Origin of the sequence: Comamonas sp. UBA7528 (assembly GCF_002479375.1) — a bacterium.
GTDB lineage: Bacteria > Pseudomonadota > Gammaproteobacteria > Burkholderiales > Burkholderiaceae_C > Comamonas.
Map to the genome: position 1 here is coordinate 301,284 of NZ_DLMU01000009.1, position 22,412 is coordinate 323,695.

Here is a 22,412-nt window from a genome sequence, read left to right on the forward strand (position 1 = left end):
GGCGTTGTCTCCTTCTCTATAGGTATGTGCTTGCTGCCCTGGCACGACCGATGCAACCAGTGCAAGTGATGCATCTGGTGCGTCTGTCGTGCCCGGGCAGCCCTGGGACCAGGGCCTTGGACCGCCCTGGCTCCCCGATGCGTTGCACCGCCCCGGCCGGTGCGGCCGGCAGGGTGCAGCGCCCCGTTTCAACCGCAAACTGCGGGCTTGGCCGGGCGGGCCTGCCCGCTCTGGGCAGTGTGTGCAGCGGCCTTGCCCGGTGCCTTGGCCCGGGCTTCGGTGCCGATCACCCCGCTGGCCTCCAGCGCCCGCAGCTGCTCCGGTGTCAGCTGCAGCAGCCGCTGCAGCACGGCGTGCGTGTGCTCGCCCAGCGTGGGGGCCACGCGCGGCATGGGCATGGGCCGGCCGTCCTGGCGGAAGATGGTGGTGCTGGAGATGTAGCTGCCCACATAGGGCCGCTCCACCGTGCGCCAGAATGCCCGCTCCTGCAGGTGCGGGTCCTGCAGCAGCTGGCCCAGCGTGCGCACCGCGCCGGCGGGCACGCCAGCCGGCTGCAGCGCCTGCATGGCGGCATCGTCGCTGCGGCCCAGCGTCCATTGCGTGATGCCGGCATCCAGCTCCGCCTGGCGGGCGCGCCGGCCCGCGGCATGGGCCAGCACCGCATCGGCGGCCCAGTCGGCCCGCCCCAGCAGCCGGCACAGGGCCTGCCACTGCGCATCGTCCGCCACGCTGAGCACCAGCCAGGCATCATCCCCGGCGCAGCGGTAGCAGCCATGGGGCGCGTGCACCGCGTGGCGGTTGCCCTGGCGCTCCGGCACGCTGCCGGTCAGCGACTGTTCGATCAGGAAGGGCGCGGTCAGCGGCAGCATGCCTTCGACCTGCGACATATTGATGTGCCGCCCCTGGCCTGTCGCCTGCTGCACCAGCAGGCCCAGCAGCAGCGCCGCCGAGGCGTTGAAGCCGCCCATGGGGTCGCCATAGGCATAGGACGTCATGGCCGGCGGGCCGTCGCTATGGCCGGTGTACAGCGGCAGGCCGCTGGCCTGCTCCAGCGTGCCGCCATAGGCGCGGGTATTGCTCCAGGCATTGTCCAGGCCAAAGGCCGGCATGGACAGCATCACCACGCGCGGGTTCACCTGGCGCAGCGCCGCATAGTCCAGGCCCAGCTTGGGCAGCACCTCGGCCGAGTAGTTCTCCACCACCGCATCGGCGCCGCGCACCAGTTCCTTGAGCAGGCGCTTGCCTTCGGCCTGGGTCAGGTCCAGGGTGATGCCGAACTTGCCCCGGTTCATCAGGTTGAAGTTCGACTTCTTCTCGTACAGCCGGTCGCGGTAGAACTCCTCGGTGTAGTTGGTGCCGCGCCACCAGTCCGGGTAGCTGGCGCTTTCCACCTTGATGACTTCGGCCCCCAGGTCGGCCAGCATGCGCGAGGCAAACGGTCCGGCCCAGCCCATGGTCAGGTCCACCACGCGGATGCCGGCCAGCGGCAACTGGCCTGCCGCCGCCTGCGCCCGCTGCGGCACCGGGCGCTGCAGGCCCGCGGTCCGGTAGTGGGCACTGTCTGCGCCCAGCAGCGGCGCCCGGCCGCCCAGCAGCGGCCCGGCCGCATCCAGCCGCTGCGGCAGCACCGGCGCCTCGAACTGCGCCGCCCCCAGCTGCACCGGCACAAAGGCCTTGCGCTCGCGGTGCACCGCCTGCTCCAGCAGCTGCGCCATGGTGGGCACAATCACCGCCGGGTGCTTGTTCGCGGTCAGCAGCGCAAACCATTCCTGCGTGCTGCGCGACGGGAACACGTCTTTCAGCAGCGCATCGATCAGGTCGGCATGCGCCATGCGGTCCGGCCCGCTGAAAAAGCGCGGATCGCTGCCCAGCTCCGGCCGGCCGATGGCATCGCACAGACCGGCCCACTGCGCCAGCGTGTTGGTGAAGATGCCGATCCAGCCATCGCTGGTCTGCAAAATGCTGGCCGGGTGGGTGGTGCAGAAGCGGTTCACCCCCAGGCGCGGCGCATGGGTCTTGTCCTGCACCAGGCCGGCTTCCATCTCCACCACACTGAACGCGGCCTCCTGCACGCTCAGCACATAGCGGCGGCTGCCCTGGGCACGGCCCATCCAGGCGGCCACGGCCACCGTGAACGCGCCCAGCCCGGCCACAATGCCGGTGTGCACATCGTGGGGCATGTGGGGAGCCCCCTCCACCGGACCGCTGCCGTGCACCGCGCCGGCCAGCGCGCGGCAGGTGGCATCGGTGGCCACAAAGTCCTTGTACGGGCCGCTGTCGCCAAACCAGGTGAAGTCCACCCCCATCGGCGGCGGCGTGGCGGCACCGGCCGCCTGGCCCCAGGTCCACAGCGGCTGCTGCAGCGCCGCCAGGCCCTGCGCCAGCGCGCGGGCATCCAGCACCAGATCGCAGCTGCGCGCCAGCGTGCCCAGCCAGGCCCGGTCGGCCGGCTGCGCCGCATCGGCCGCCACACTGCGCTTGTTCGTATTCAGCCAGGCAAACAGCGCGCTTTCGGGCGCCATGCCGTCCTGCGGCGCCACCAGCGGCGGCATCTGGCGCCAGGCATCGCCCTGGGGCGGCTCCACCTTGATCACCTCGGCGCCGAAATCGGCAAACAGCTTGCCGGCATAGGCCACGGCCGCGCCGCCGCCCACTTCGAGCACGCGCAGCCCTTTGAGGGCCAGCTGCGCCATGTCGGGTTCTTGCATCACGTTCTTGTCTCCTTGCGAAAGGTGGCTGCACCTTCCATCCCCGGGCGGGCCGCTACCGCTGCGACGGCGGCCGCCGGCCCGGGGGTTGGCCTTACCAGGTGTCCACAAAGCGGCCGCGCGGCTTGGCCGCGTGCATGGCGGCGGCGTGGATGCCGGACACCAGCCACTTGCGCGTCTCGGCCGGGTCGATGACCGCGTCGATCTCCACATTGCCGGCCACATTCATGGCGTGGCCGCGGGCGTACATCTGGGCCACCAGCTGGTCGTACAGCGCCTTGCGCTCGGGACCGTCGGGCACCGCCTGCAGCTCTTTCTTGAAGCCCAGCTGGATGGCGCCTTCCAGGCCCATGGGGCCGTATTCGCCGGTGGGCCAGGCCACGGTGAAGTGGCTGGCATGCCAGCCGCCACCGGCCATGGCCATGGCGCCCAGGCCATAGCATTTGCGCAAGGTCACCGCCAGGATGGGCATGCGCAGCTTGGCCGCCGCCACGAACATGCGCGAGACATGGCGCACCTGGGCCTTGGCCTCGATGTCCGGGCCGACCATGAAGCCGGGTGAGTCGATCAGCGAGATGATGGGCAGGCCGTGGGCATCGCACAGCTGCATGAAGCGCGCCGCCTTGTCGCCGGCATCGGCGTCGATGGCTCCGCCCAGGTGGCGCGGGTTGTTGGCCATGATGCCCACCGGCTTGCCTTCGATGCGTGCCAGCGCGGTGTGGATGCCCACGCCAAAGCCTTCGCGCAGCATCAGCACGCTGCCCACGTCGGCCACGCCATGGATGGCGGCACGCGTGTCGTAGGCGCGCAGGCGGTTTTCCGGCACCACGGCGCGCAGCGCCAGCGGGTTGGGCGCCGTCCATTCGCGCGCCCGGCCCTGGAAGAAGGACAGGTACTGCTTGGCCACGGCCACGCCTTCGGCCTCGTTGTCCACCAGCACGTCGATCACGCCGTTGGCGTACTGCACCGGGGCAGGCCCCACTTCCTCGGGCTTGAAGATGCCCAGGCCGCCGCCTTCGATCATGGCCGGACCTGCCAGGCCGATGTTGGACGACTTGTCGGCAATGATCACGTCGCAGCAGCCCACAAAGGCGGCATTGCCCGCAAAGCAGCGACCTGAGACGATGCCCACCACAGGCACCTCACCGCTGAGCTGCGCAAACGCGGCAAAGGACGAAGTCTGGAAGCCCGAGATCGAGGGATAGTCCACATCGCCGGGGCGCCCGCCCCCGCCTTCACCGAACAGCACGAATGGCAGCTTGTCGCGCAGCGCCACTTCCACGATGCGGTCGGTCTTGACGTGGTTGCGCTTGCCCTGGGTGCCGGCCAGCACCGTGGCGTCATAGGCCATCACGGCGGCACGGGCACGTTCGGCATCGATCAGCGCGCCGTTGACATTGCCCACGCCAGTGATCAGGCCGTCGGCCGGGGTGTTCGCCACCAGGTCTTCCACGCTGCGGCGCTTGGTCTGCGCGGCCATCGCCAGACCGCCGTACTCCACAAAGCTGCCGTCATCGTCCAACAGATCGGCCACGTTCTCGCGGGCCGTGCGCTGGCCGCGCGAGCGGCGGCGGGCCACGGCCTCGGGGCGGTTGGCGTCCCACAGAAAAGCCTGGCGGTCGATCAGGCGCTGCAGGTCCGGGCGCACGCCATGCGGGTCCTGCGCCTGCACCTGGGCGGCGGCATCCTCGGCCACGCCGCCCTGGGGCTGCAGCACCGCCAGGATGCGGCCCTGGGGCACGATCTCGCCCACCGTACCGCGCACCTCCAGCACCAGGCCGGCCTGTTCGGCGGCCACCACGTGCTGCATCTTCATGGACTCGATCACGGCCACGGTCTGACCTGCCTGCACCGCGCTGCCCGCTTCCACCAGCAACTCGATCAGCACGCCGTGGGTGATGGCGCGCACGGCCGACCAGCTGTCATTCTCCAGCGCCTCGTCTTCCACGGCTGCAGCCGGGGCGGCCGCGCTGGCAGCCGCCGGGCGCGGACGGGCCTTGGCACGGTCTTCGGCCTCGATGGCCTGCATGCGGGCCAGCAGGCTGTCCAGGTGCTCGGCCCAGTAGCGGGTGTGGATGTTCTGGCGCGCGAAATCCTCGCTGCCCACCACGGCCCGCAGCAGCGGCAGATTGGTCTGCACACCGTCGATGTGGAACTCGGCCAGCGCCCGCTCCAGGCGGCGGGCGGCATCGGCAAAGCTGGGGCTGTGGCTGGTGACGATCAGCTTGGCCAGCAAGGTGTCGTAATGCGGCGACGGCGTGTAGCCGCCGTAGCCGTGGGTGTCCACGCGCACGCCCAGGCCGCTGGGGGCGTCGAACTGCTGCAGGCAGCCCTGGGAGGGGTGGGACATGCCCTTGGCATCGGTGCTCTCACCGTTGATGCGGGCCTGGATGGCAAAGCCCTGCACGGCGGGCGGGCGCTGCGGGTCCAGCCCCAGCTCCTGCAGGCTGCGGCCCTGGGCAATGCCCAGCTGGGTCGCCACCAGGTCCACACCGGTCACCTGCTCGGTCACCGTGTGCTCCACCTGCAGGCGAGGGTTGGCCTCGATGAACACCGCCGCCACCTGGTGGCCCTGGGTGTCCTCTTCCACCAGAAACTCGAACGTGCCCAGGCTGCGGTAGCCCACGCGCCGGGCCATGGTCAGCGCCGCCTGGGTCACCTGTTCGCGCAGCGCGGGCAGCAGCACCGGGCTGGGGGCAATTTCCACCAGCTTCTGAAAGCGGCGCTGCAAGGTGCAGTCACGCTCGCCCAGGGCAATGGCCTGCTGGCCGTCACCCACGATCTGCACCTCGATATGGCGGGCGCGCACCACCAGGCGCTCGCCGTAGACCGCTTCCATGCCGAAGGCGGAGCGGGCCTCGGCCTTGCAGCGCGTATAGGCCTCGGCCAGCTCGGCGCGTTCCGTCACCACGCGCATGCCACGGCCGCCACCGCCGCCCACGGCCTTGATGACAATGCCGTTGCCGCCCTGGGCGTCGAAGAACGTGGTGATCTCCTCCAGCGTGGCATCGCCGCGCGTGGACGGCATGATGGGCACGCCGCAGGCCACGGCCAGGGCAATGGCCTGGGCCTTGTCGCCGAACTGCGCCAGCTGCTGCGGCGCGGGGCCGACAAAGGTCACCCCCGCATCGGCGCAGGCCTGGGCAAAGTCCGCGCGCTCGCTCAGAAAGCCGTAGCCCGGGTGGATGGCGTCGGCCCCGGTGGACTGCGCCGCACCAATGATGGCCTGCACATCCAGATAGGCCGCCGGGCCGCTGGCCTGCAGCGCCACGGCCTCGTCGGCCAGGTGCACATGGCTGCTGTTGGCATCGTCCTGTGCATACACGGCCACCGAACGCATGCCCAGATCCGCGACCGCGCGGATCACCCGCACCGCAATTTCGCCCCGGTTGGCGATCAATACCTTTTTCAAAATGTCTTCCTAACTTCGCTGACTACACTGACTGGAGATACCGAGGAATGCCGCCCAGGTCACAGGCGGATGTTGTTCTTGACCACAATGTCCTTGGTGACCTTGGCTTCCTCGGTCACGGACTGGGTGAATTGCGCGCCGCTCAGCCAGCCGGGATTGCCGCCCTGGGCCTTGAGCTTGGCAATGAAATCGGGGTTGTTCAGGCAGGCCTGCAGCACCTGTTCGGCGTATTGCTTGGTCGTGGCCGGAACCTTCTTGGAGACGGCCACACCGCTCCAGGCGTCCATGTTGAAGCCGGGCACGCTGGCCTCGATCTGGCGCACGTCCTTGAAGTCATCCGGCTTGGCGCTGCCGGCAATGCCGATGGCGCGCACCTTGCCGCCGCGCACATGGGGCGACGCGGCCGCGGCCGACTCCAGCACAAAGTCGATCTCGCCCGACATCAGGCCCATGATGCAGGGGCCGCTGCCCTTGTAGGGGGTGTGCACGGCCTGCATGCCGGACAGGCTCTTGAGCCATTCGACACCGATGTGCTGGGGCGTGCCGATGCCGGCCGAGCCGTAGTTCAGCGAGCCGGGGTTCTTCTTGTGCGCCGCCATGATGTCGTCGAACGACTTGAAGGGCGAGTCCGCCCGCACGATCAGCACCAGCGGGCTGGCACTCGCCCGTGCCATCAGCGCCAGCTCCTGCATGGGCTCGAAGCTCATCTTCATCAGCAGCGGATTGGTGATGACCTGGCTTTGCGTCACGAACAGCCAGTTGCCGGGATCGGCCTGGCCGCGCACCACGTTGTCGGTGGCAATGTTGCCGCCGGCGCCGGGGCGGTTTTCCACGATCACCGTCAGGCCGGTGTATTCGCCCACGTAGACGGCCAGGGTGCGGGCGGTCAGGTCCGTGCCGCCCCCGGGGGGATAGCCCACGATCAGCTTGATCGTCTTGCCTGCCAGCTCCGGCGGCGCCGTGACCGCGCCCTTGGTTTGCGCCATCAGCGGCACCCACGCCATGCACAGGCCACCTACCACTGCTCTGCGCTTGAGATCTACACCCTTGCTCATCACCGTCTCCATAGCCGTCTCGTTGAAGAGACGCCATGACATCACGCGCAGAAATGCAGCAGATCAGGGCAAACCCCGCGCTGCCGTCACACAGGCAGCAGCCTTGTCACGCAAGCGTCATACACCCCGTAGCCTAGGTGACAGGCCTGCGTTCGGCAGTCTTTACGGATGGGGGACAGCGGCGTATAGGGCGGTGGTGCAGACACCCTGCACAGGGCGCCCGGCCGGCGATGGTGGCGGCACGCTGCACGGCGTGCCAGGGTGCAGGACAATATGCCCCGCCAAGCCTTCATCGGGCTTACAGCTTCTACGCACTTTCCACATTCCCGCCCCTGCCCTGCACGGCGCCCCGCGCCTGCCCGGCCCTGCCTGCTCCATGACCGATTCCTCCCCTCCCACCGCTGCGCGCCTGCCCACCTGGCTCTGGCTGCTGGCGGTGGTGCTGATCACGCTGAACCTGCGTCCCTTTCTGACCGCACCCGGCCCGCTGGGCCACGCCATCCAGGCGGCCACCGGCATGGGGCTGCGCATGTTCTCCTGGCTGACCCTGCTGCCCATGGTGCTGATGGGCGTGGGCACCTGGCTGGCCCCCACCGCACTGCGGCGCCTGGGCCTGCGCCCGGCCATTGTCTGGGCCCTGCTGGCCATCGGCCTGGGCTGCGCACTGCGGCTGGCCGGTGCCCATGCCTGGGTGCTGGTGGCCACAGCCGGTCTGTGCGGCGCCGGTGTGGCCCTGGTCCAGGGCATTCTGCCGGGGCTGATCAAGCGCCAGTCCCCCCACCGCATGGCGGTGATGATGGGCCTGTATTCCGCCGCACTGATGGGGGGCGGCGCACTCAGCGCCCAGCTCTCGCCCTGGGCCATGCAGTGGGGCCTGGGCTGGCAGGCCGCGCTGGCCATGTGGGCCGTGCCCGTGCTGGTCACCCTGCCCCTGGCCTGGTGGGTGCTGGGGCGCCTGCCGGCACTGCCAACGCCGGCCCGGCCGGCGGCCACCAGCCCAGCCACTGCCCCAGCCAGTGACACCGGCTGGCTGGTGCGCCGGCCGCGCACCTGGCTGCTGCTGCTGAGCTTCGGCCTGATGAATGGCGGCTACGCCAGCACCGTGGCCTGGCTGGCCCCGTTCTACCAGACCCATGGCTGGTCCGGCACCGAAAGCGGCAGCCTGCTGGCCCTGCTGTCGGTGGCCCAGGCGCTGGCGGCCCTGGCCGTGCCCGCGCTGGCCGCGCGCAGCACCGACCGCCGCCTCTGGATCATGGCCATGCTGGCACTGCAGGTGCTGGGCTTCTCCGGCCTGGCCTGCTGGCCCGATGCGGCGCCCACCCTGAACGCCCTGGTGCTGGGCGTGGGCCTGGGCGGCTGCTTTGCCCTGTTCATGGTGGTGGCGCTGGACCACCTGCCCTCCCCCACCCAGGCCGGCGCGCTGAACGCGCTGATGCAGGGCGGCGGCTTCATTCTGGCCGCGCTGGCCCCCTGGATAGTGGCCCAGCTGCACCAGTCCAGCGGCAGCTGGACCCCGGGCTGGTTGTACCAGGCCGGCGTGGCCGCCCTGGTCGGCCTGCTATCGGCCCGCTTCAACCCCCGCCACTACGCGCAGCGGCTGCGGGCCCCGGCAACCTGATCCCCGGCGGGGTCGGCGGGGCGCGCTCACCGGCCGCCCGGCACCGGGGTCTATACTTTGCCGCCCATGACTGCACGTTTTCCCGGTATGCGTTTGAATGCATCTTTGCGCCTGGTGGCCTGCGTGGGCGCACTCGGCCTGGCCGCCTGCACCAGCAACCCGCCCCAACCCAGCACCCCGGCCCCTGCACCGCTAGCCTCTGCCCCGGCGGCGCCGCCGGTGCGCATCGGCATTGCCCTGGGCGGCGGAGCGGCCAAGGGCTTTGCGCACATCGGCGTCATCAAGATGCTGGAAGCCAATGGCTTCACCCCCGTGGTGGTCAGCGGCACCAGTGCCGGCAGCGTGGTGGGCGCCCTGTACGCCAGCGGCATGAACGCGTTCGAGCTGCAGGAAAAGGCCGTCGCCCTGGACGAAACCAAGATCCGCGATCTGCAGCTGTCCTCCGGCGGCCTGGTGCTGGGCCAGAAGCTCGAGGACTACGTCAACGAACAGGTGGCGCGCAAGCCGCTGGACCAGCTGGCCAAGCCGTTTGTGGCCGTCTCCACGCGCCTGGAAGACGGTGAGCGCACCGTGTTTGCCCGTGGCAACACCGGCCAGGCGGTGCGTGCATCCAGCAGCATCCCGGGCGTGTTCCAGCCCGTCAGCATCGGCAAGTACCACTATGTGGACGGCGGCATCGTCAGCCCGGTGCCGGTGGACGCCGCACGCCAGCTGGGCGCGGACATCGTGGTGGCCGTGGACATCTCCAACAAGGCCCGCGGCAAGAGCCCCGACAACATGCTGGGCGCGCTGAACCAGTCCATCGCCATCATGGGCCAGAAGCTGGGCCAGGCCGAGCTCTCGCGCGCCGACATCGTCATCCGCCCCAAGGTGCTGGACATCGGCGCTGCCGATTTCAGCCAGCGCGCCAACGCCATTGTGGAAGGCGAAAAAGCCGCACTGGCCGTGATGCCGCAGCTGCGCGAACGCGTGGCCAAGCTCCAGGCCGAACGCACCAAGGCCACCCAGCTGGCCCAGCAGAAAGCGGCCGAAGCCCAGCACCTGAACTGCCTGGAACAGCGCTCGCAGATGCAGAAGCTGGCCGGCATGGCGGGGCTGGACAACTCCTGCCCGCGCCCCTGAACCATCGGCCCTGTCAGAGGCTCCGGCCTGCCCTGCGGCAGGCCGGACCTCCCCTGCCGGGGGACACCCGGCGCCCGCTTTCCTCTGTCTGAACCGCCGCCCGCGTGAAGCCCCTGCGTCGGTGTGCTGTGCCGCACCGCCGCGTGACTCCCGGCCCCAGGGACCGCACCCGGTCGCGCCCCCCAGTCACGCCCCCGCTGCGCCTTGCAGCCTGGGCGACAGCGCGCCGCCGGCGGGCGGCGTACCATGCCGGTCTGCCCCCACCGCGCAAGCCCCCTGCGCGCGGGGCTTACGACCTCTGCTGCGCCATGACCACCTCCGCTCCCCCACCCCGCTGGTACTTTGGCTGGAACATCGTGGCAGCCGCCACCGTGCTGACCCTGCTCACCGTGGGCATGCGCCTGGGCATAGGGCCGCTGTTCCTGCCCATGGCGCAGGACCTGGGATTCAGCCGCAGCCTGCTGGCCTCCATCGTGGCCGTGGGCATGCTGTGCTATGGCCTGGCCATGCCGCTGGCCGGCTGGCTGGTCGCGCGCCACGGCACCCGTTTCGTCCTGCTGCTGGGCACCGCCATCCTGGTCGCCGCCACGCTGTGGTCCGTGAACACCCGCAGCCCCAGCGGCCTGCTGCTGAGCTTCGGCGTGCTGATGTCCATCGGCGCCGGCTTCACCAGCCCGGTGGCGCTGACGCCCGTCATCAGCCGCTGGTTCAACCGCCGCCGGGGCATGGCGCTGTTCTTCCTGTCCACCGGCTCCATGGCCGGCATCGCCTTCATGACGCCCGCCCTGGGCACGGCGCTGCAGCACTTCAGCTGGCAGACCACCCTACTGGGCTTTGCCGTCCTGTTCACCGCCATCACCGTGCCCATGGCGCTGTACATCGTCCGGGACGATGCCCCGGCCGACGGGGACGCCCCCCTGCAGCCGGCCGCCGCCCGCCATGCACCCGCCAGTGCCCTGGCCAGCGCCATGTCCGGCCTGAGCCTGGGCCAGGCCATGCGCACGGCCACGTTCCTGAAGATCACCCTGGGCCTGTTCGCCTGCGGCTTCAGCATGAACCTGCTGGGCACGCATGGCATGCCCATGCTGATGGACCATGGCTTTGACGCCACCACCAGTTCACTGGGCATCGGGCTGATCGGACTGGTTGCCATTCCCAGCACCATGGTGCTGGGCCGGCTGGCCGACCGGGTGGAGCGCAAAAAGCTGCTGGCGGTGATCTATCTGGTGCGAGGCCTGGGCTTTTTTGCGCTGCTGCTGGCGGGCAACCTGCTGGAGCTGTTCGGCACCTCCGTCATCGGCGGCTTTGTCTGGGCCGGCAGCATTGCGCTGTCCTCGGCCATCCTGGCCGATGTGTACGGGGTGCAGAAAGTGGGCGTGCTCTATGGCTGGGCCTACCTGGGCCACCAGCTAGGCGCCATGGTCAGCTCCTGGCTGGGCGGCTGGGGGTATGAACACTTCGGCACCCACTGGCTGGCCTTCGGCCTGTCCGGCGTGCTATTGCTGCTGGCCGCCGCCGTGGCCCTGGTGCTGCCGGCGCGCCGCACAGCGCTGCCTGCGGCTGCCGCCTGACGCGACCGCCGCCCGGGCCCGCGCTGCCCGCTGTCGCCGTTCCGCTGCTCAGCTTCCCGTCGCGGCGAGGATGCTCCACCACAGGACCAGAGTGAACAGCGCAAAGAAGACGGGGTCGAAGCGACCAGACTCCGTCATGGGGTAGTAGCTCATGGCACCTCCTGCTGCAGACCCAGGGGGCGGCACGCCGGCAGACCACCGCGCGGCCCTCTGACGGACCACCCGGTGCGGGTTCTGGCACACCACCCCTCTCTGCAAGACAAAGTGTAACCACGCACCCGCATTCCGACAGACGGATGCAAGTAAGCATCGTTCGCGTTTGTATGTCGGCGTCAGGCCCCTGCGCCAGACTGGATGCCAGTGCCTTGCCAACCGGCCCCGGGGCAGCCGTCCTCCCGCAATAGACGTACACGGCCGCTGCGCCGCTCCGTTTCCCGCAGCGCGCGGGCAGCGGACATGGCCTGCCAGGCGCCCTGCCCGGAGCATTTTGGCCCTGCTCCGGGCCTGTGCGCTGCAGTGTTTTGTCACACTCCCGCCACCTTGCCCGGGCAAGGGCGGGGGCAAGTGCGTTCCGCCCTCAGCGCGGTGGCAGCCCGGCTTGCACCGCCACCGGCTGGGAGGCGGCAAAGTGGTAGCTGGCCAGGGCCAGCCCGATGATGCAGATCTGCGTGACCGCGCAGGCCACAACCGGATTGTCGCCATAGCCCACCAGCTTGGTGCCCAGCGCGCCCATGGCCATCTGCCCGAAACCGTACAGGCCGGCGGCCGAGCCAGTCAGCCACGGCACGGCCGACAGCCCGCGCGACAGCGCGGCCGGGCTGGACATGCCGGCGCCCAGGGTCATCACCAGCGTCAGGGCCACCAGGATGGGGCCGTTGAGCCAGCCCGCCAGCTGCACCCCCAGCAAGGCCAGCGCCATGCTCAGGCCAATGCCGCCGCCCACATACAGAAAACGCTCGGCCGGGTAGCGCCCCGCCAGCCGCCGGGTCACCAGGGTGCCCAGGCTGGCGCCCACGATGGTGGCGGCCGCAAACCAGCCCACCATGGCAATCGGGTAGCCCAGCTGCTCATGCACGATGTAGGGCGCTGTCGCCAGATAGGGGTACAGCGCGGTGGTGGAACACGCGCCCCCCAGCATGAAGCCGGCAAAGCGCGGCGTGCACAGCAGGGTGCGGTAGTCCCCGGCAATGCCCGCTATGGCCAGCGGCCGGCGCTGGCGGTTGGTTTCCGGCAGCATGCGCCAAGTGCACAGCACCATGGCCACGCCCATGCCCACCAGAAACAGGTAGATGGCGCGCCAGCCAAAATGCTCGGCCAGGTAGGAGCCCACGATCGGCGCCAGCCCCGGCCCCACCAGGGTCAGCAGATTCAGCAGGGCCAGGTCCTTGGTCACCCGCTCGGGCGGTGCGATGTCGCGCACAATGGCCCGGCCCAGCGTGATCCCGGCCGCGCCCCCCAGGGCCTGCACCAGCCGCGCAGCAAGCAGCCACTCCAGCGTGGGCGCGCACAGCGCCACCACGCTGGCCGACAGGTACAGCCCCAGGCCCACCAGCAAGGCCGGGCGGCGGCCCCAGGTGTCCGACACCGGGCCGTACACCAGCTGGCCCAGCGCCAGCCCGATCACATACAAGGTGATGGTCTGCTGCATGCTGGCCGCAGGGGCATGCAGGGCACTGCCCGCCACCGGCAGCGCCGGCACAAAGATGTGCATGGCCATGGTGCCGCTGAGCGTGACCAGCACCAGCAGCCACAGCGGCGCCGTCAGCACCGGCAGCGCGCCAGCGGGGCTGGACGCTGCCGGTGCTGCAGGGGACTCAGATGCAGTGGGTGCAACAGGTACAACCGGGCTCAAAGCCGGTGATACAGGCGGCGATGGCGGCGTTGCGCCCTCCTGGGCCGGCAGCGCCTCGGCAGCGCTGTGCGATGGAACAGGCAAGGAGTAAAGGTCAGCCGCCTCGGGCGCTGCCGTATCCAGTGGGGAGTGGTGAACGTCCCGGGAATTCATAGCTTCTCAGCAGCAGCTTGCGCCCTGCTTTCCATGCCATGCCGGCCACCGCAGTGGCTGCACGGCGTCATAGGGTGTCAAAACGGCGGGAGATTTTTTCCAGGGCGCTGCGCAGCACTACCAGTTCTTCGGGCGTCACATCCACCAGGATGCTGCGCTCGATCTCCAGGCTGCGGGTCAGGATGCGGGCCACCGTCTTGCGCCCGCGCGGTGTCAGCGCAATGCATTTGGTGCGGCGGTCGTTGGGATCGCTGTCCCAGTCCACCAGGCCCATGCCGCGCAACTGGTCCAGCACGCGGACCAGGGACGAGGTTTCCAGCAGCAGTGCCTGCGCCAGCTCTTTCTGCCGCAGCGGGCCGTCGGCTGCGTGCAGCGCCAGCAGCGGTGCGCGGGTGGCATCGGTCAGGCCCAGGTCCTTGACGCTCTGGTCCACCTGGCGGCGCCACTGGCGGTACACCCCGCCGATCAGCCGCCCCAGCCGGGCGCGCGCCTGCGGCGGTTCGGGCACATCGGGGCCCTCGTCCAGCCAGGAAGGGGTGGACGCGGCCGCCGGCGCGGTGATGACGGCATCCACCATGGCATGCGAATTAGTTTGCATGCCAATATTTTGCAAGAAAACAGTCTGCGCCTGCAGGCCAGCGCACGACACCCTGCCCGCAGCAGGGCGATGCGTTCAGCCGCCGGCCGCGGCCGGTGCGGCTGCCACGGCGGCACTCACGCGGAACACGCGCTGCTCCGGGTCGTGCAGCACGGCCTGCCATTCCTGGTAGTAGGTCGCATACGGCGCCTTGATGATGCCGCCGCCCAGGGCCTGCACCTGCGCGGCCGCGGCATCCACCGCCTGCGGGCTGTCCAGCATGAAGGTGGCATAGGCGGTGACCGGTGCGGGCGCCGCTTCGGCCGGCATGCGATCACCAAGCGACAGCAGGGCATAGGCAGCCTCGCTGTTGAAGCCCAGCTCCGCCTCCCCCGCATCCAGTGCGCGGTAGATGGGCGAGCGGCGCTGCGCCAGCTCCGGCAGGCCCAGCAAGGCGGCATAGAACTGCATCTGCCCTTCGGTGTCGCGGCAGAACTGGTTGACGAAGACCCTCATGCCGCCACCTCCGCACCCGTGTCCGCTCCCATATCCGCAGGCGTTTTCGCTTTCAGCTGGTAGGTCCGGCGGTACATCTCGCTCAGGTGCTCCCCCGCTGTGCACGGCGCAAAACGCGGCGCCTCGCCCGGCGCCACCGTGCCAGGCACCGCTTCGATGCGGGCCATGAAGTCCGGCTCGTAGAAGAACGGAATGGAAAAGCGCGGCTGTCCGCCGGATTGCGTGTTGCGCACCCGGTGCGGGTTGGAGTGGTAGAGCCCGTTGGTCCAGCGTGGAATCATGTCCCCCAGGTTCACCACAAAGCAGTCCGCCACCGGGGTGGCCGGCACCCAGCTGCCGTCGGGCATGCACACCTCCAGCCCGCCGTGCATGTCCTGGGCCAGGATGGTCAGCGCGCCCCAGTCGGTGTGCGCGCCGGCGCCAAAGGTCTGGGCGTCGGCATCGGCCGGGTGCGCGGGGTAGCGCAGCATGCGCAGCGACAGCATCGGGCTGGCACTGGTCGCATCGAAGTAGTCCTCCGGCAGTGCCAGCGACAGCGCCAGCAGCTGCATCAGCCGGCGTGACAGCGCCAGCAGGGCCTGGATATAGGCCTCGCACTGCGCCGGGGCCTGCGGCAGCTCCGGCGGCCACTGGTTGCCGCCATAGGTCTGGTAGCCGGCCTGCACATAGGGGTGGTCGTCCGGGTAGGCCATGCCGCAGTAAAAGCTTTCCTTCACATCCGGGCGGGCCGACAGGTCCAGCGTCTGCGCACCCAGCTGCTCGTAGCCGCGCTGCGTGGGCGAATGGTGGATGGACAGGCGCTGCCGCGTCGCCTCCGGCACCACTTCAAACAGCTGGCGCGCCAGCGCAAACTGCTGCTGCACCATCTCCGCGGCAATGCCGTGGTGGCGCACATAGAAAAAGCCCGAGCCCATGGCCGCCTGGCGCAGCTGCGCCGCCACCTCCGCACTGCGGGGCGCACCGGGATGCAGTGCATCCGTCAGATCCAGAATTGGAATACCCATCACACAACCCGTATCAAAGAAAAAACACCAGCAGAAAACGCCAGCGGGCGCATGCCACACATGCCGTGCATGCCGCCCCGCCGACCAACCCATCCGCTTACGCCGGCAGGCGGCGTGCCGCTGCCGGCGGCAGAAAGGCATCGGTCCAGATCTGCGCCGTGGTCAGCGAAGACTGCAGATTGAAGGCCTCCAGGGTTTCGCTCAGCGTGGCCTGCAGGCGCTCGGGCGTGGCCGCGCCCCAGCCATGGGCCGCCGTGCCCGCCGACTTCATGCTGCCGTCGATGATCAGGCGCAGCCGCTCCAGCTCGATGGCCTCGTTCACCAGAGGCTCGCGCGCCTTCACGGCGGCCGCGCCGGCACGGGGGTCGGCAATGGCATCCAGCCAGCCCCGGGTGGACGCTGCCACAAAGGCCTTCATGGCCCCGGCATTGGCCATGGAACGCGTGCTGGCCACCAGGCCGTTGCCGTACGACTGGATGCCGAAGTCCGCATAGCGGTAGACATCCAGCGTGGCCAGATCCACACCGCGCGCCTTCAGGTTCAGCAGGCCGGTGAAGTAGAAATAGGCGGCCGCATCAAAGTCCCCCTTGGCAAAGCGCGTGTCCCCCACGCCCGGCTCCAGGTTCTCCCAGCGCACACCGCTGGCGTCAAAGCCCTGGGCCTTGGCAAAGGCAGGAAACAGCTTGCGCGAGGCATTGAAGGGCTGGCCCAGAATGGTCTTGCCGGCCAGGTCGGACGCCTTACGCACCGGGCCGCCCTTGCGGGCGATCACGGCATTCGGGTTCTGGTCGTACTGGATGGCCACCGCCTGCAGGCCGGCGCCAGGGTTGCGCACCATGAACTCGATCATCGATGCCAGGTCGGCCGACGCCGCATCGTAGGCACCGCTGGCCACCAGGCTGATGGCGCCGGTGGAGCCGTTGCCGGTGTCGATCACCACATCCAGACCGGCATCGCGGTAGTAGCCGCGCTGCTGGGCCAGCAGAAAACCGGCGCCCGAGGCTTCCACCTTCCAGCCCAGGTTGAACTTGAAGCGGGTGGGGCTGGCCGCGCGGGCCAGGCCCAGGGCACCCAGTGCGGAACAGCCCAAGCTGGCTTGCAACAGTGAACGGCGTTTCATGGCAATACTCTCCGAGGTGGGGAAAAACAATCGCAACATCCGGTCCTGAGCGAGATCAAAACACCGGTCTGGGATTCACTGTAGGGCGCCCCACCCGCTTTCAGAAAGCACAGAATTTGCAGCGAGCCGCTCTCAAAAAGCGCACAGCACAAGCCTGATGCACGCCCCACCCCGCCCTGGTGCAGCGGCGCACCAGCACAGGGCATCACCCTCCCCTGGCAGGCCGTTTTTCGTGCCTTTTCCCGCCATGTGCCAAGGCGTTGCGTGACCCCTGCTTGATCACTGCTTGACCATTGCGGGGCCTTTGTGGGGCCTTTGTGGGGTCGTTGTGGGGTCGTTGTGGGGTCGTTGTGCAGCCCCTTGCGCCCTCCCCCCACCGCCTGGGCGGCAGCCGCCGCTAGCGCAGGTGCACGCCCTGCGCGGACTCCACGGCCTGGGCCCGCGCCACGGCCTCGGTCAGCAGCCGCACAAAGGCGTCCAGCGCCGGCGCCAGGGCACGCCCGGCCCGCACATACACCCCCAGCTCGCTGACCAGCGCCCCCGGGGTGCGCAGCGGCACAAACACCAGCTGGCCGGCGGCCAGCTCCCGCTCCAGCCCCAGCCGGGTCTGAAAGGCCACGCCCACCCCGTCGCGCGCCAGGGTGCGCATCAGGTCGATAGAGGCCGACTCCAGCGGCACATGCAGCTGCCCGGCCAGCCTGTCCAGCCAGGGCTGCAGCAGCCAGCGCACCGACAGCTCGGCCCCCGGCAGCAGCAAGGGATAGGCCGCGCAGTCGGACAGGCTCACGGCGGGCCGCCCGGCCAGCGGGTGCGCCGGCGTCACCACCGCCCCCAGGTCGAACCGGCCCATGGCCAGCTGGGTCAGCTCCGCATGGCGCGGCAGGGCAAAGCCCACGGCCACATCGGCCTCGCCCATGGCCACGGCGGCGGCCATGCTGGCCGACCCGCTGGAGCGGGTGGTCACCCGCACGCCCGGGTAGTGCTGCGCCATCTGGGCCAGCACCTGGGGCAGAAAGTCTGCGTTCAGCCCCTCCACCGCCTGCAGGCTGACCTCGCCCCGGCGGATGCCACGCAGTGCATCCAGCTCGCTGTCCACGCGGTGGGCGTCCTGCAGCACCACGATCACATGGCGCGCCACCACTTCGCCCGCCGCCGTCAGCTGCAGGCCGGCAGGCAGACGCTCGAACAGCGGCGCGCCGATCTGGTCTTCCAGCTCCAGCAGCTGGCGGTTCACCGCCGACGAGGCCACGTGCAGGCGCCGCGCCGCCTCGCGGATGGAGCCGGCCTTGCGGATGGCATCGAAGTACAGCAGTGCGCGGGCGTGCAGTCGCAGGGTCATGGGGGCAATGGCCGCACCGCCCGGAAAGGACTCCAGGGGTGGATGCCAGAGGTAACAAGGGCCTTGCTGCCGATGCAAGATCGGCGCCAGCCCGGGCCGCCGCCCACAGGCAACCCACCACCCTGGCCGATGCGCCCCACCCTCCTGCATACGAGGAGGCGCGAGGCTCAGGGCGGCACGATCAGGCCTGCGCCTTGGCCTGCAGCACCTGCACGGCGGCATCGCGCTGCAGGCCGCCCTGCACAGCGACCGCCGGCGCCGCCGGGCCCAGCACCTGCGCCGCCGTGGCGGGCAGCACCGGGCCGCCCAGGGCCTGGGCAATGTCCTGGGTGGTGGCGGCATAGACCACGCGGCGCACGCCGGCCCAGAACAACGCGCCGCTGCACATGGCACAGGGCTCGCCACTGGCGTACACCGTGCCGCCCTGCAGCACCTGCGGGCCCAGGGCTTTTTGCACCTCCTGCACCAGCACGGTCTCGGCATGGCCCATGCAGTCCTGGGCACTGACCTGGTTATTGCGTGCCACCCACAGCACCCGGCCTTGCGCATCGGTCAGGGTGGCGCCAAACGGCATGTCACCGGCCTCCAGGGCCTGGCGCGAGGCATCGATGGCCAGCGCCATGGCATGGTGGTCGGCGGCGGAAAAATCGGTGGTCATAGAACAAACACTCCACATCACAAGCCGTGGAAGCTACCACCTTTGTGGCCGTCCCGGCACCGATACCGGGCCCACAAAAGGGCAACAGAATGGCAACAAAAGGCCAAGACCGGGCCGCGGCATCGCCGGTGCAGCGCGGGTGGTGCTAGCGCCCCAGGCTGAAGAACTCGTCGTTGGGCCGCATGCTGGTGACATTCGCCATGCGGTTGGACAGGCCAAAGAAGCTGGCAATGGCGGCAATGTCCCAGATGTCGTCCTGAGTGAAGCCATGCGTCTGCAGCAGGGCAAAGTCATCGTCGCCCACACCGTGGGCGGCCTGCGAGACCTTCATGCCAAAGTCCAGCATGGCTTTCTGGCGCGCGCTGAGGTCGGCCTTGCGGTAGTTGATGGCCACCTGGTCGGCAATCAGCGGGTTCTTGGCGCGGATGCGCAAAATGGCCCCATGCGCCACCACGCAGTACTGACACTGGTTGGCATTGCTGGTGGCCACCACAATCATCTCGCGCTCGGCCTTGGTCAGGTTGCCGGGCTTGTCCATCAGCGCATCGTGGTAGGCAAAGAAGGCGCGGAACTCATCCGGCCGGTGCGCCAGCACCAGAAACACATTCGGAATGAAGCCGGATTTTTCCTGCACCGCCAGGATGCGCTGGCGGATGTCGTCCGGCAGGTCACCCAGCTGGGGCACCGGAAAGCGGCTGATGGCAGGGGCGGAAGCGGTCGGGGTGGTCACGGGGCAGGTCTCCTGGTTCTGGGCGCCCAGGGTAGCCGGCCCCGCCGGCGCAGACCAGCCCAGAACTACCCTGCCGTGTCAGGGCACCGGGCCGGAAACCGTCTCCACCACGCGCTGCATGCGGGCGATTTCGCGCGCCGGCACGGGCTGCTCGCCCGACGCCATGCGCATCAGCAGGCAGTGCAGCATCTCGGTGGACAGGCCGTGCAGCACCAGGCGGTGGCCGGCACGCAGCGTGGACAGCGGCACCAGCGGGTGCTTGTTGTTCAGCATCACCAGGTGCTCGGGCGTGGCCAGGATCTTGGCGCAATAGATGGCCAGGGTCTCGTCCAGCTGCAGGGAATTGCTGGCCCGCCAGAAGTCGTGGTCGGTCAGCAGCAGCTGGTAGACCGGGGTGTAGACCTCGATGGCGCTTTGCAGGTCCAGCTTGTTGAACGGGCCGCGCGGCATGTCCTCCAGACGCAGTGTGGGCTCGGTCACCATCGCGAAATCCGGTTCGGCCACCGGCCCCAGCTCCCTGCCTTCGGCGCGCAGCGCCTGGTTCAGGCGGATGACGAAGTTGAACAGGTTCAGGTCGTGCTGGAGGAACAGCTCGTCCTTGATGTCATCGATGCAGGCCGGCTCGATGGGCGTGGTCTGGACCGGCGTGGGCGCATTGGCCGCCACAAAGGCCAGGATGTGGGAGCCCAGGTGGAAGTGCCGCATGATCAGCCAGTTGGCCTCGGGCGAGACAAAGGTGTTCATGCTGAACGCCAGCACCTTGTGCAGCAGCCTGGAATGCGCCCAGCGCTTGGGCAGCGCCACCTTCAGGATCTGGATGGCGATGATGCTCAGCCGCGCCAGCGGGCGCAGAAACGGCAGCAGGTACTGGCGCGAGCTGCTGCTGCAGTCCCGCAGCCATGCGGCCTTCACCGCGTCGGGCAGCGGCGTGCTCTGGTCCAGATACAGCGCCAGCCAGGGGTCGGGGTCGCGTTCATCCCAGGGCTGGTCCAGAAAATCCTTGTGCTTGTCCATATCGGGCTCCTGCTCTTTCACCGTGCCTGCGGCAGCACGTGCTGGAACTGCATCAGGTACAGCTGCGCCGTGTGCTGCGCCGTCTGCACGATGGCCTGGGCCGCCGTGCCGTCCGCATCCAGTTCCAGCGCCATCTGCACCGCCATCAGCCAGCGCTCCAGGTGGTGCTCATCGTTCGCGCCGTGGTATTCCAGAAAGCGGAAGGCATCGGGCGGCAGCGGCAGCGCCTGGCGCAGCAACGGCAGCAGGCTGGGCACGATGCGCTGGCCCGTGCCTTCGATGATGTAGATCGCGCCCAGCAGGCCGATGGGGTTGGGCGTGGCCGCAAGGCCGTGCAGGTAGGCATTCAGCGCCTCGCCGCCCGGGTTGCGCCGCAGCTGGCCGATGTCGGTGGCCGTGCCGCCGGCCTTCAGGTAGTCGCTGTGCAGCACCTTGAAGTCGTGCTGCTCGTCGTCGGCATGCAGATCGATCAGCCCGGCCAGGGCCGCGTACTCGCCGGTCAGCGAGGCCGCCCCTTCGCGCATCCACAGGCTGCCTTCACGCACCTGGGGAATCCAGTGCCCCATCCAGCGCACATAGTCCGCCGTGTCCAGCTGGCGCGTGCGCATGCGCTGCAGCAGCGGCGTGCGCCAGACGCGGGAGCGGTAGTCCTGCCAGATGCTGGCCAGCTCGGTCAGCAGCGGCGCCAGCGGCTGGGGCGCCGTGGCCGGATCGTGCGGCGCGGCAATGGTGGCCACATCGGGCAGCGCACCGTGGTCGGCCGGCTCTACGGCGGCCGCCCTGCGCGGGGTGGCGGCCTGCGGCGCGGCCTGCACCGGCGTGTCCGCCTCCACCTCCCACAGCATGAAGCCGGCCGTGAAGCGCCCGGATTCGGGAATGAAGCACAGCACCGTGTCCCCGGCCTTCAGGCGCGCACCCTGCTGCTGCAGAAACTCCGACAGCATGATGAAGATAGACGCCGCCCCCGTGTTGCCGCGCCAGGCCAGATTGCTCCACCAGCGCTCGCGCGGAATGCCCAGCTGCGCCTTCTCCAGCAGCTCGTCCACCACGGGGATGAAACGCTCGGACGAGTAATGGCACAGAAAATGGTCGATCCCACGCTCGGGCACCCAGCCCTGGTGGGCCAGATCGGCGTATTCGTGGATGCAGACATCGAACAGGTGGGGCAGCAGGCGGATGTCCTGGCGCAGCGCCAGCGCGCCTGCGGCCTCAGCATCGCCCCAGGCGGGAAAGTCCAGGTGGCTGGTGCTGCGGTCCGGCGTCAACCCCAGCTGCATGCAGACCGGGTAGTCGCCGGCAAAGCTGCGCTGGTGGGTCCAGCGCAGCTTCAGGCGCAGGCCCGGGGTGTGGGGCAGCGCCTGCGGCCCGCCCAGCAGCACGGCGCCCGCGCCGTCCGACAGCATCCAGCGCAGGAAGTGGGCGTCGAAATCGGTGTCATAGCCCTGGGCCGCAAAGCGCGACCGCTTGAACAGGCGCGACGGCATCTCGCTGGCCACGGCCAGCGCCAGCGGGTGGGCGCCCCCTTCCACCGCCTGGGCCGCGGCCTGCAGCGCGCCCACGCTGGCGGCGCACACGCCGTGCACGGACAGGGTCTCCATCGGCGGCGCGGCCATCTCGCCCTGGATCATGTTGGCAAAGCCCGGCATCAGCGCGTCGCCCCCGGACGATCCGCTGGACAGAAAGCCCACCTCGCCCAGCTTGCGGCCCGCCTGGGCCAGCGTGGCCTCGATGGCGGCCTGCGCCATCTGCGCGTTGCTGAACACGGTCTGCCCTTGCCCGTCGATGGCGTAGTACCGGGTCTGGATGCCGTTCTCCCCCAGGATGCGGCGCTTGAGGCGGTCGGAAATCCGGTTCAGCGGCGCCACATAGGCGTCCATCCCGGCGTTGTCCACCGGGGCGCCGGGCAGGAACATGCCGGCAGATTGCAGGTAGACATTGGAATAGGCAACAGGCATGGAAAGTT

16 protein-coding genes are annotated in these 22,412 nt (G+C 69.4%); 3 read left to right on the forward strand and 13 right to left on the reverse strand.

Features of this window, described 5'->3' with window-relative positions:
• Positions 1 to 188 precede the first annotated feature (188 nt).
• The 3 genes from B3349_RS12455 to B3349_RS12465 all read right to left on the reverse strand — a co-directional run bounded on the left by B3349_RS12455 (position 189) and on the right by B3349_RS12465 (position 7,217).
• On the reverse strand, positions 189 to 2,708 hold the full coding sequence (locus tag B3349_RS12455; protein ID WP_291589231.1) for a CaiB/BaiF CoA-transferase family protein: 2,520 nt from the start codon (positions 2,706 to 2,708) through the stop codon (positions 189 to 191).
• Between the two features lie 94 nt (positions 2,709 to 2,802).
• On the reverse strand, positions 2,803 to 6,120 hold the full coding sequence (locus tag B3349_RS12460; protein ID WP_291589033.1) for a carboxyl transferase domain-containing protein: 3,318 nt from the start codon (positions 6,118 to 6,120) through the stop codon (positions 2,803 to 2,805).
• A 59-nt stretch (positions 6,121 to 6,179) separates the two neighbouring features.
• Positions 6,180 to 7,217: a tripartite tricarboxylate transporter substrate binding protein gene (locus B3349_RS12465; RefSeq protein WP_291589035.1), complete on the reverse strand. Its 1,038-nt coding sequence runs from the start codon at positions 7,215 to 7,217 to the stop codon at positions 6,180 to 6,182.
• A 334-nt stretch (positions 7,218 to 7,551) separates the two neighbouring features.
• On the opposite strand from B3349_RS12465, the gene B3349_RS12470 reads away from it, so the two are divergent.
• The 3 genes from B3349_RS12470 to B3349_RS12480 all read left to right on the forward strand — a co-directional run bounded on the left by B3349_RS12470 (position 7,552) and on the right by B3349_RS12480 (position 11,486).
• Positions 7,552 to 8,793 carry a cyanate transporter gene (locus B3349_RS12470; RefSeq protein ID WP_291589036.1) on the forward strand — a complete coding sequence of 414 codons (1,242 nt, stop codon included), beginning with the start codon at positions 7,552 to 7,554 and terminating at the stop codon, positions 8,791 to 8,793.
• An 87-nt stretch (positions 8,794 to 8,880) separates the two neighbouring features.
• Positions 8,881 to 9,915: a patatin-like phospholipase family protein gene (locus B3349_RS12475; RefSeq protein ID WP_192334140.1), complete on the forward strand. Its 1,035-nt coding sequence runs from the start codon at positions 8,881 to 8,883 to the stop codon at positions 9,913 to 9,915.
• Positions 9,916 to 10,223: 308 nt separating this feature from the next.
• Positions 10,224 to 11,486: an MFS transporter gene (locus B3349_RS12480; protein ID WP_291589037.1), complete on the forward strand. Its 1,263-nt coding sequence runs from the start codon at positions 10,224 to 10,226 to the stop codon at positions 11,484 to 11,486.
• A gap of 577 nt (positions 11,487 to 12,063) precedes the next feature.
• Here the strand turns inward: B3349_RS12480 and B3349_RS12485 are convergent.
• The 10 genes from B3349_RS12485 to B3349_RS12530 all read right to left on the reverse strand — a co-directional run bounded on the left by B3349_RS12485 (position 12,064) and on the right by B3349_RS12530 (position 22,404).
• Positions 12,064 to 13,338 carry a multidrug effflux MFS transporter gene (locus tag B3349_RS12485; protein WP_291589038.1) on the reverse strand — a complete coding sequence of 425 codons (1,275 nt, stop codon included), beginning with the start codon at positions 13,336 to 13,338 and terminating at the stop codon, positions 12,064 to 12,066.
• A 220-nt stretch (positions 13,339 to 13,558) separates the two neighbouring features.
• Positions 13,559 to 14,089, reverse strand: a complete 531-nt coding sequence (locus tag B3349_RS12490) for a MarR family winged helix-turn-helix transcriptional regulator (protein ID WP_291589040.1) — start codon at positions 14,087 to 14,089, stop codon at positions 13,559 to 13,561.
• A 75-nt stretch (positions 14,090 to 14,164) separates the two neighbouring features.
• Positions 14,165 to 14,584: a VOC family protein gene (locus tag B3349_RS12495; protein ID WP_291589042.1), complete on the reverse strand. Its 420-nt coding sequence runs from the start codon at positions 14,582 to 14,584 to the stop codon at positions 14,165 to 14,167.
• Complete coding sequence (locus B3349_RS12500; protein WP_291589044.1) at positions 14,581 to 15,588, reverse strand: isopenicillin N synthase family dioxygenase; 1,008 nt, start codon at positions 15,586 to 15,588, stop codon at positions 14,581 to 14,583. Before B3349_RS12500 ends, B3349_RS12495 begins: the two co-directional genes overlap by 4 nt.
• 97 nt (positions 15,589 to 15,685) lie before the next feature.
• Positions 15,686 to 16,708, reverse strand: coding sequence for an ABC transporter substrate-binding protein (locus B3349_RS12505; protein WP_291589046.1), 1,023 nt, complete (start codon positions 16,706 to 16,708; stop codon positions 15,686 to 15,688).
• Positions 16,709 to 17,105: 397 nt separating this feature from the next.
• The gene (locus B3349_RS12510) at positions 17,106 to 18,047 is read right to left on the reverse strand and encodes a LysR family transcriptional regulator (RefSeq protein WP_291589048.1); all 942 of its coding nucleotides are present in this window, start codon (positions 18,045 to 18,047) and stop codon (positions 17,106 to 17,108) included.
• 181 nt (positions 18,048 to 18,228) lie between these two features.
• Entirely contained in the window at positions 18,229 to 18,705 is a 477-nt protein-coding gene (locus tag B3349_RS12515) for a nucleoside deaminase (RefSeq protein WP_291589050.1), read from the reverse strand.
• 145 nt (positions 18,706 to 18,850) lie between these two features.
• Positions 18,851 to 19,435, reverse strand: a complete 585-nt coding sequence (locus B3349_RS12520; protein WP_291589052.1) for a peroxidase-related enzyme — start codon at positions 19,433 to 19,435, stop codon at positions 18,851 to 18,853.
• 78 nt (positions 19,436 to 19,513) lie between these two features.
• Complete coding sequence (locus tag B3349_RS12525; RefSeq protein ID WP_291589053.1) at positions 19,514 to 20,449, reverse strand: DUF6999 family protein; 936 nt, start codon at positions 20,447 to 20,449, stop codon at positions 19,514 to 19,516.
• Between the two features lie 17 nt (positions 20,450 to 20,466).
• Positions 20,467 to 22,404 carry an iron-containing redox enzyme family protein gene (locus B3349_RS12530; RefSeq protein ID WP_291589056.1) on the reverse strand — a complete coding sequence of 646 codons (1,938 nt, stop codon included), beginning with the start codon at positions 22,402 to 22,404 and terminating at the stop codon, positions 20,467 to 20,469.
• Positions 22,405 to 22,412 lie beyond the last annotated feature (8 nt).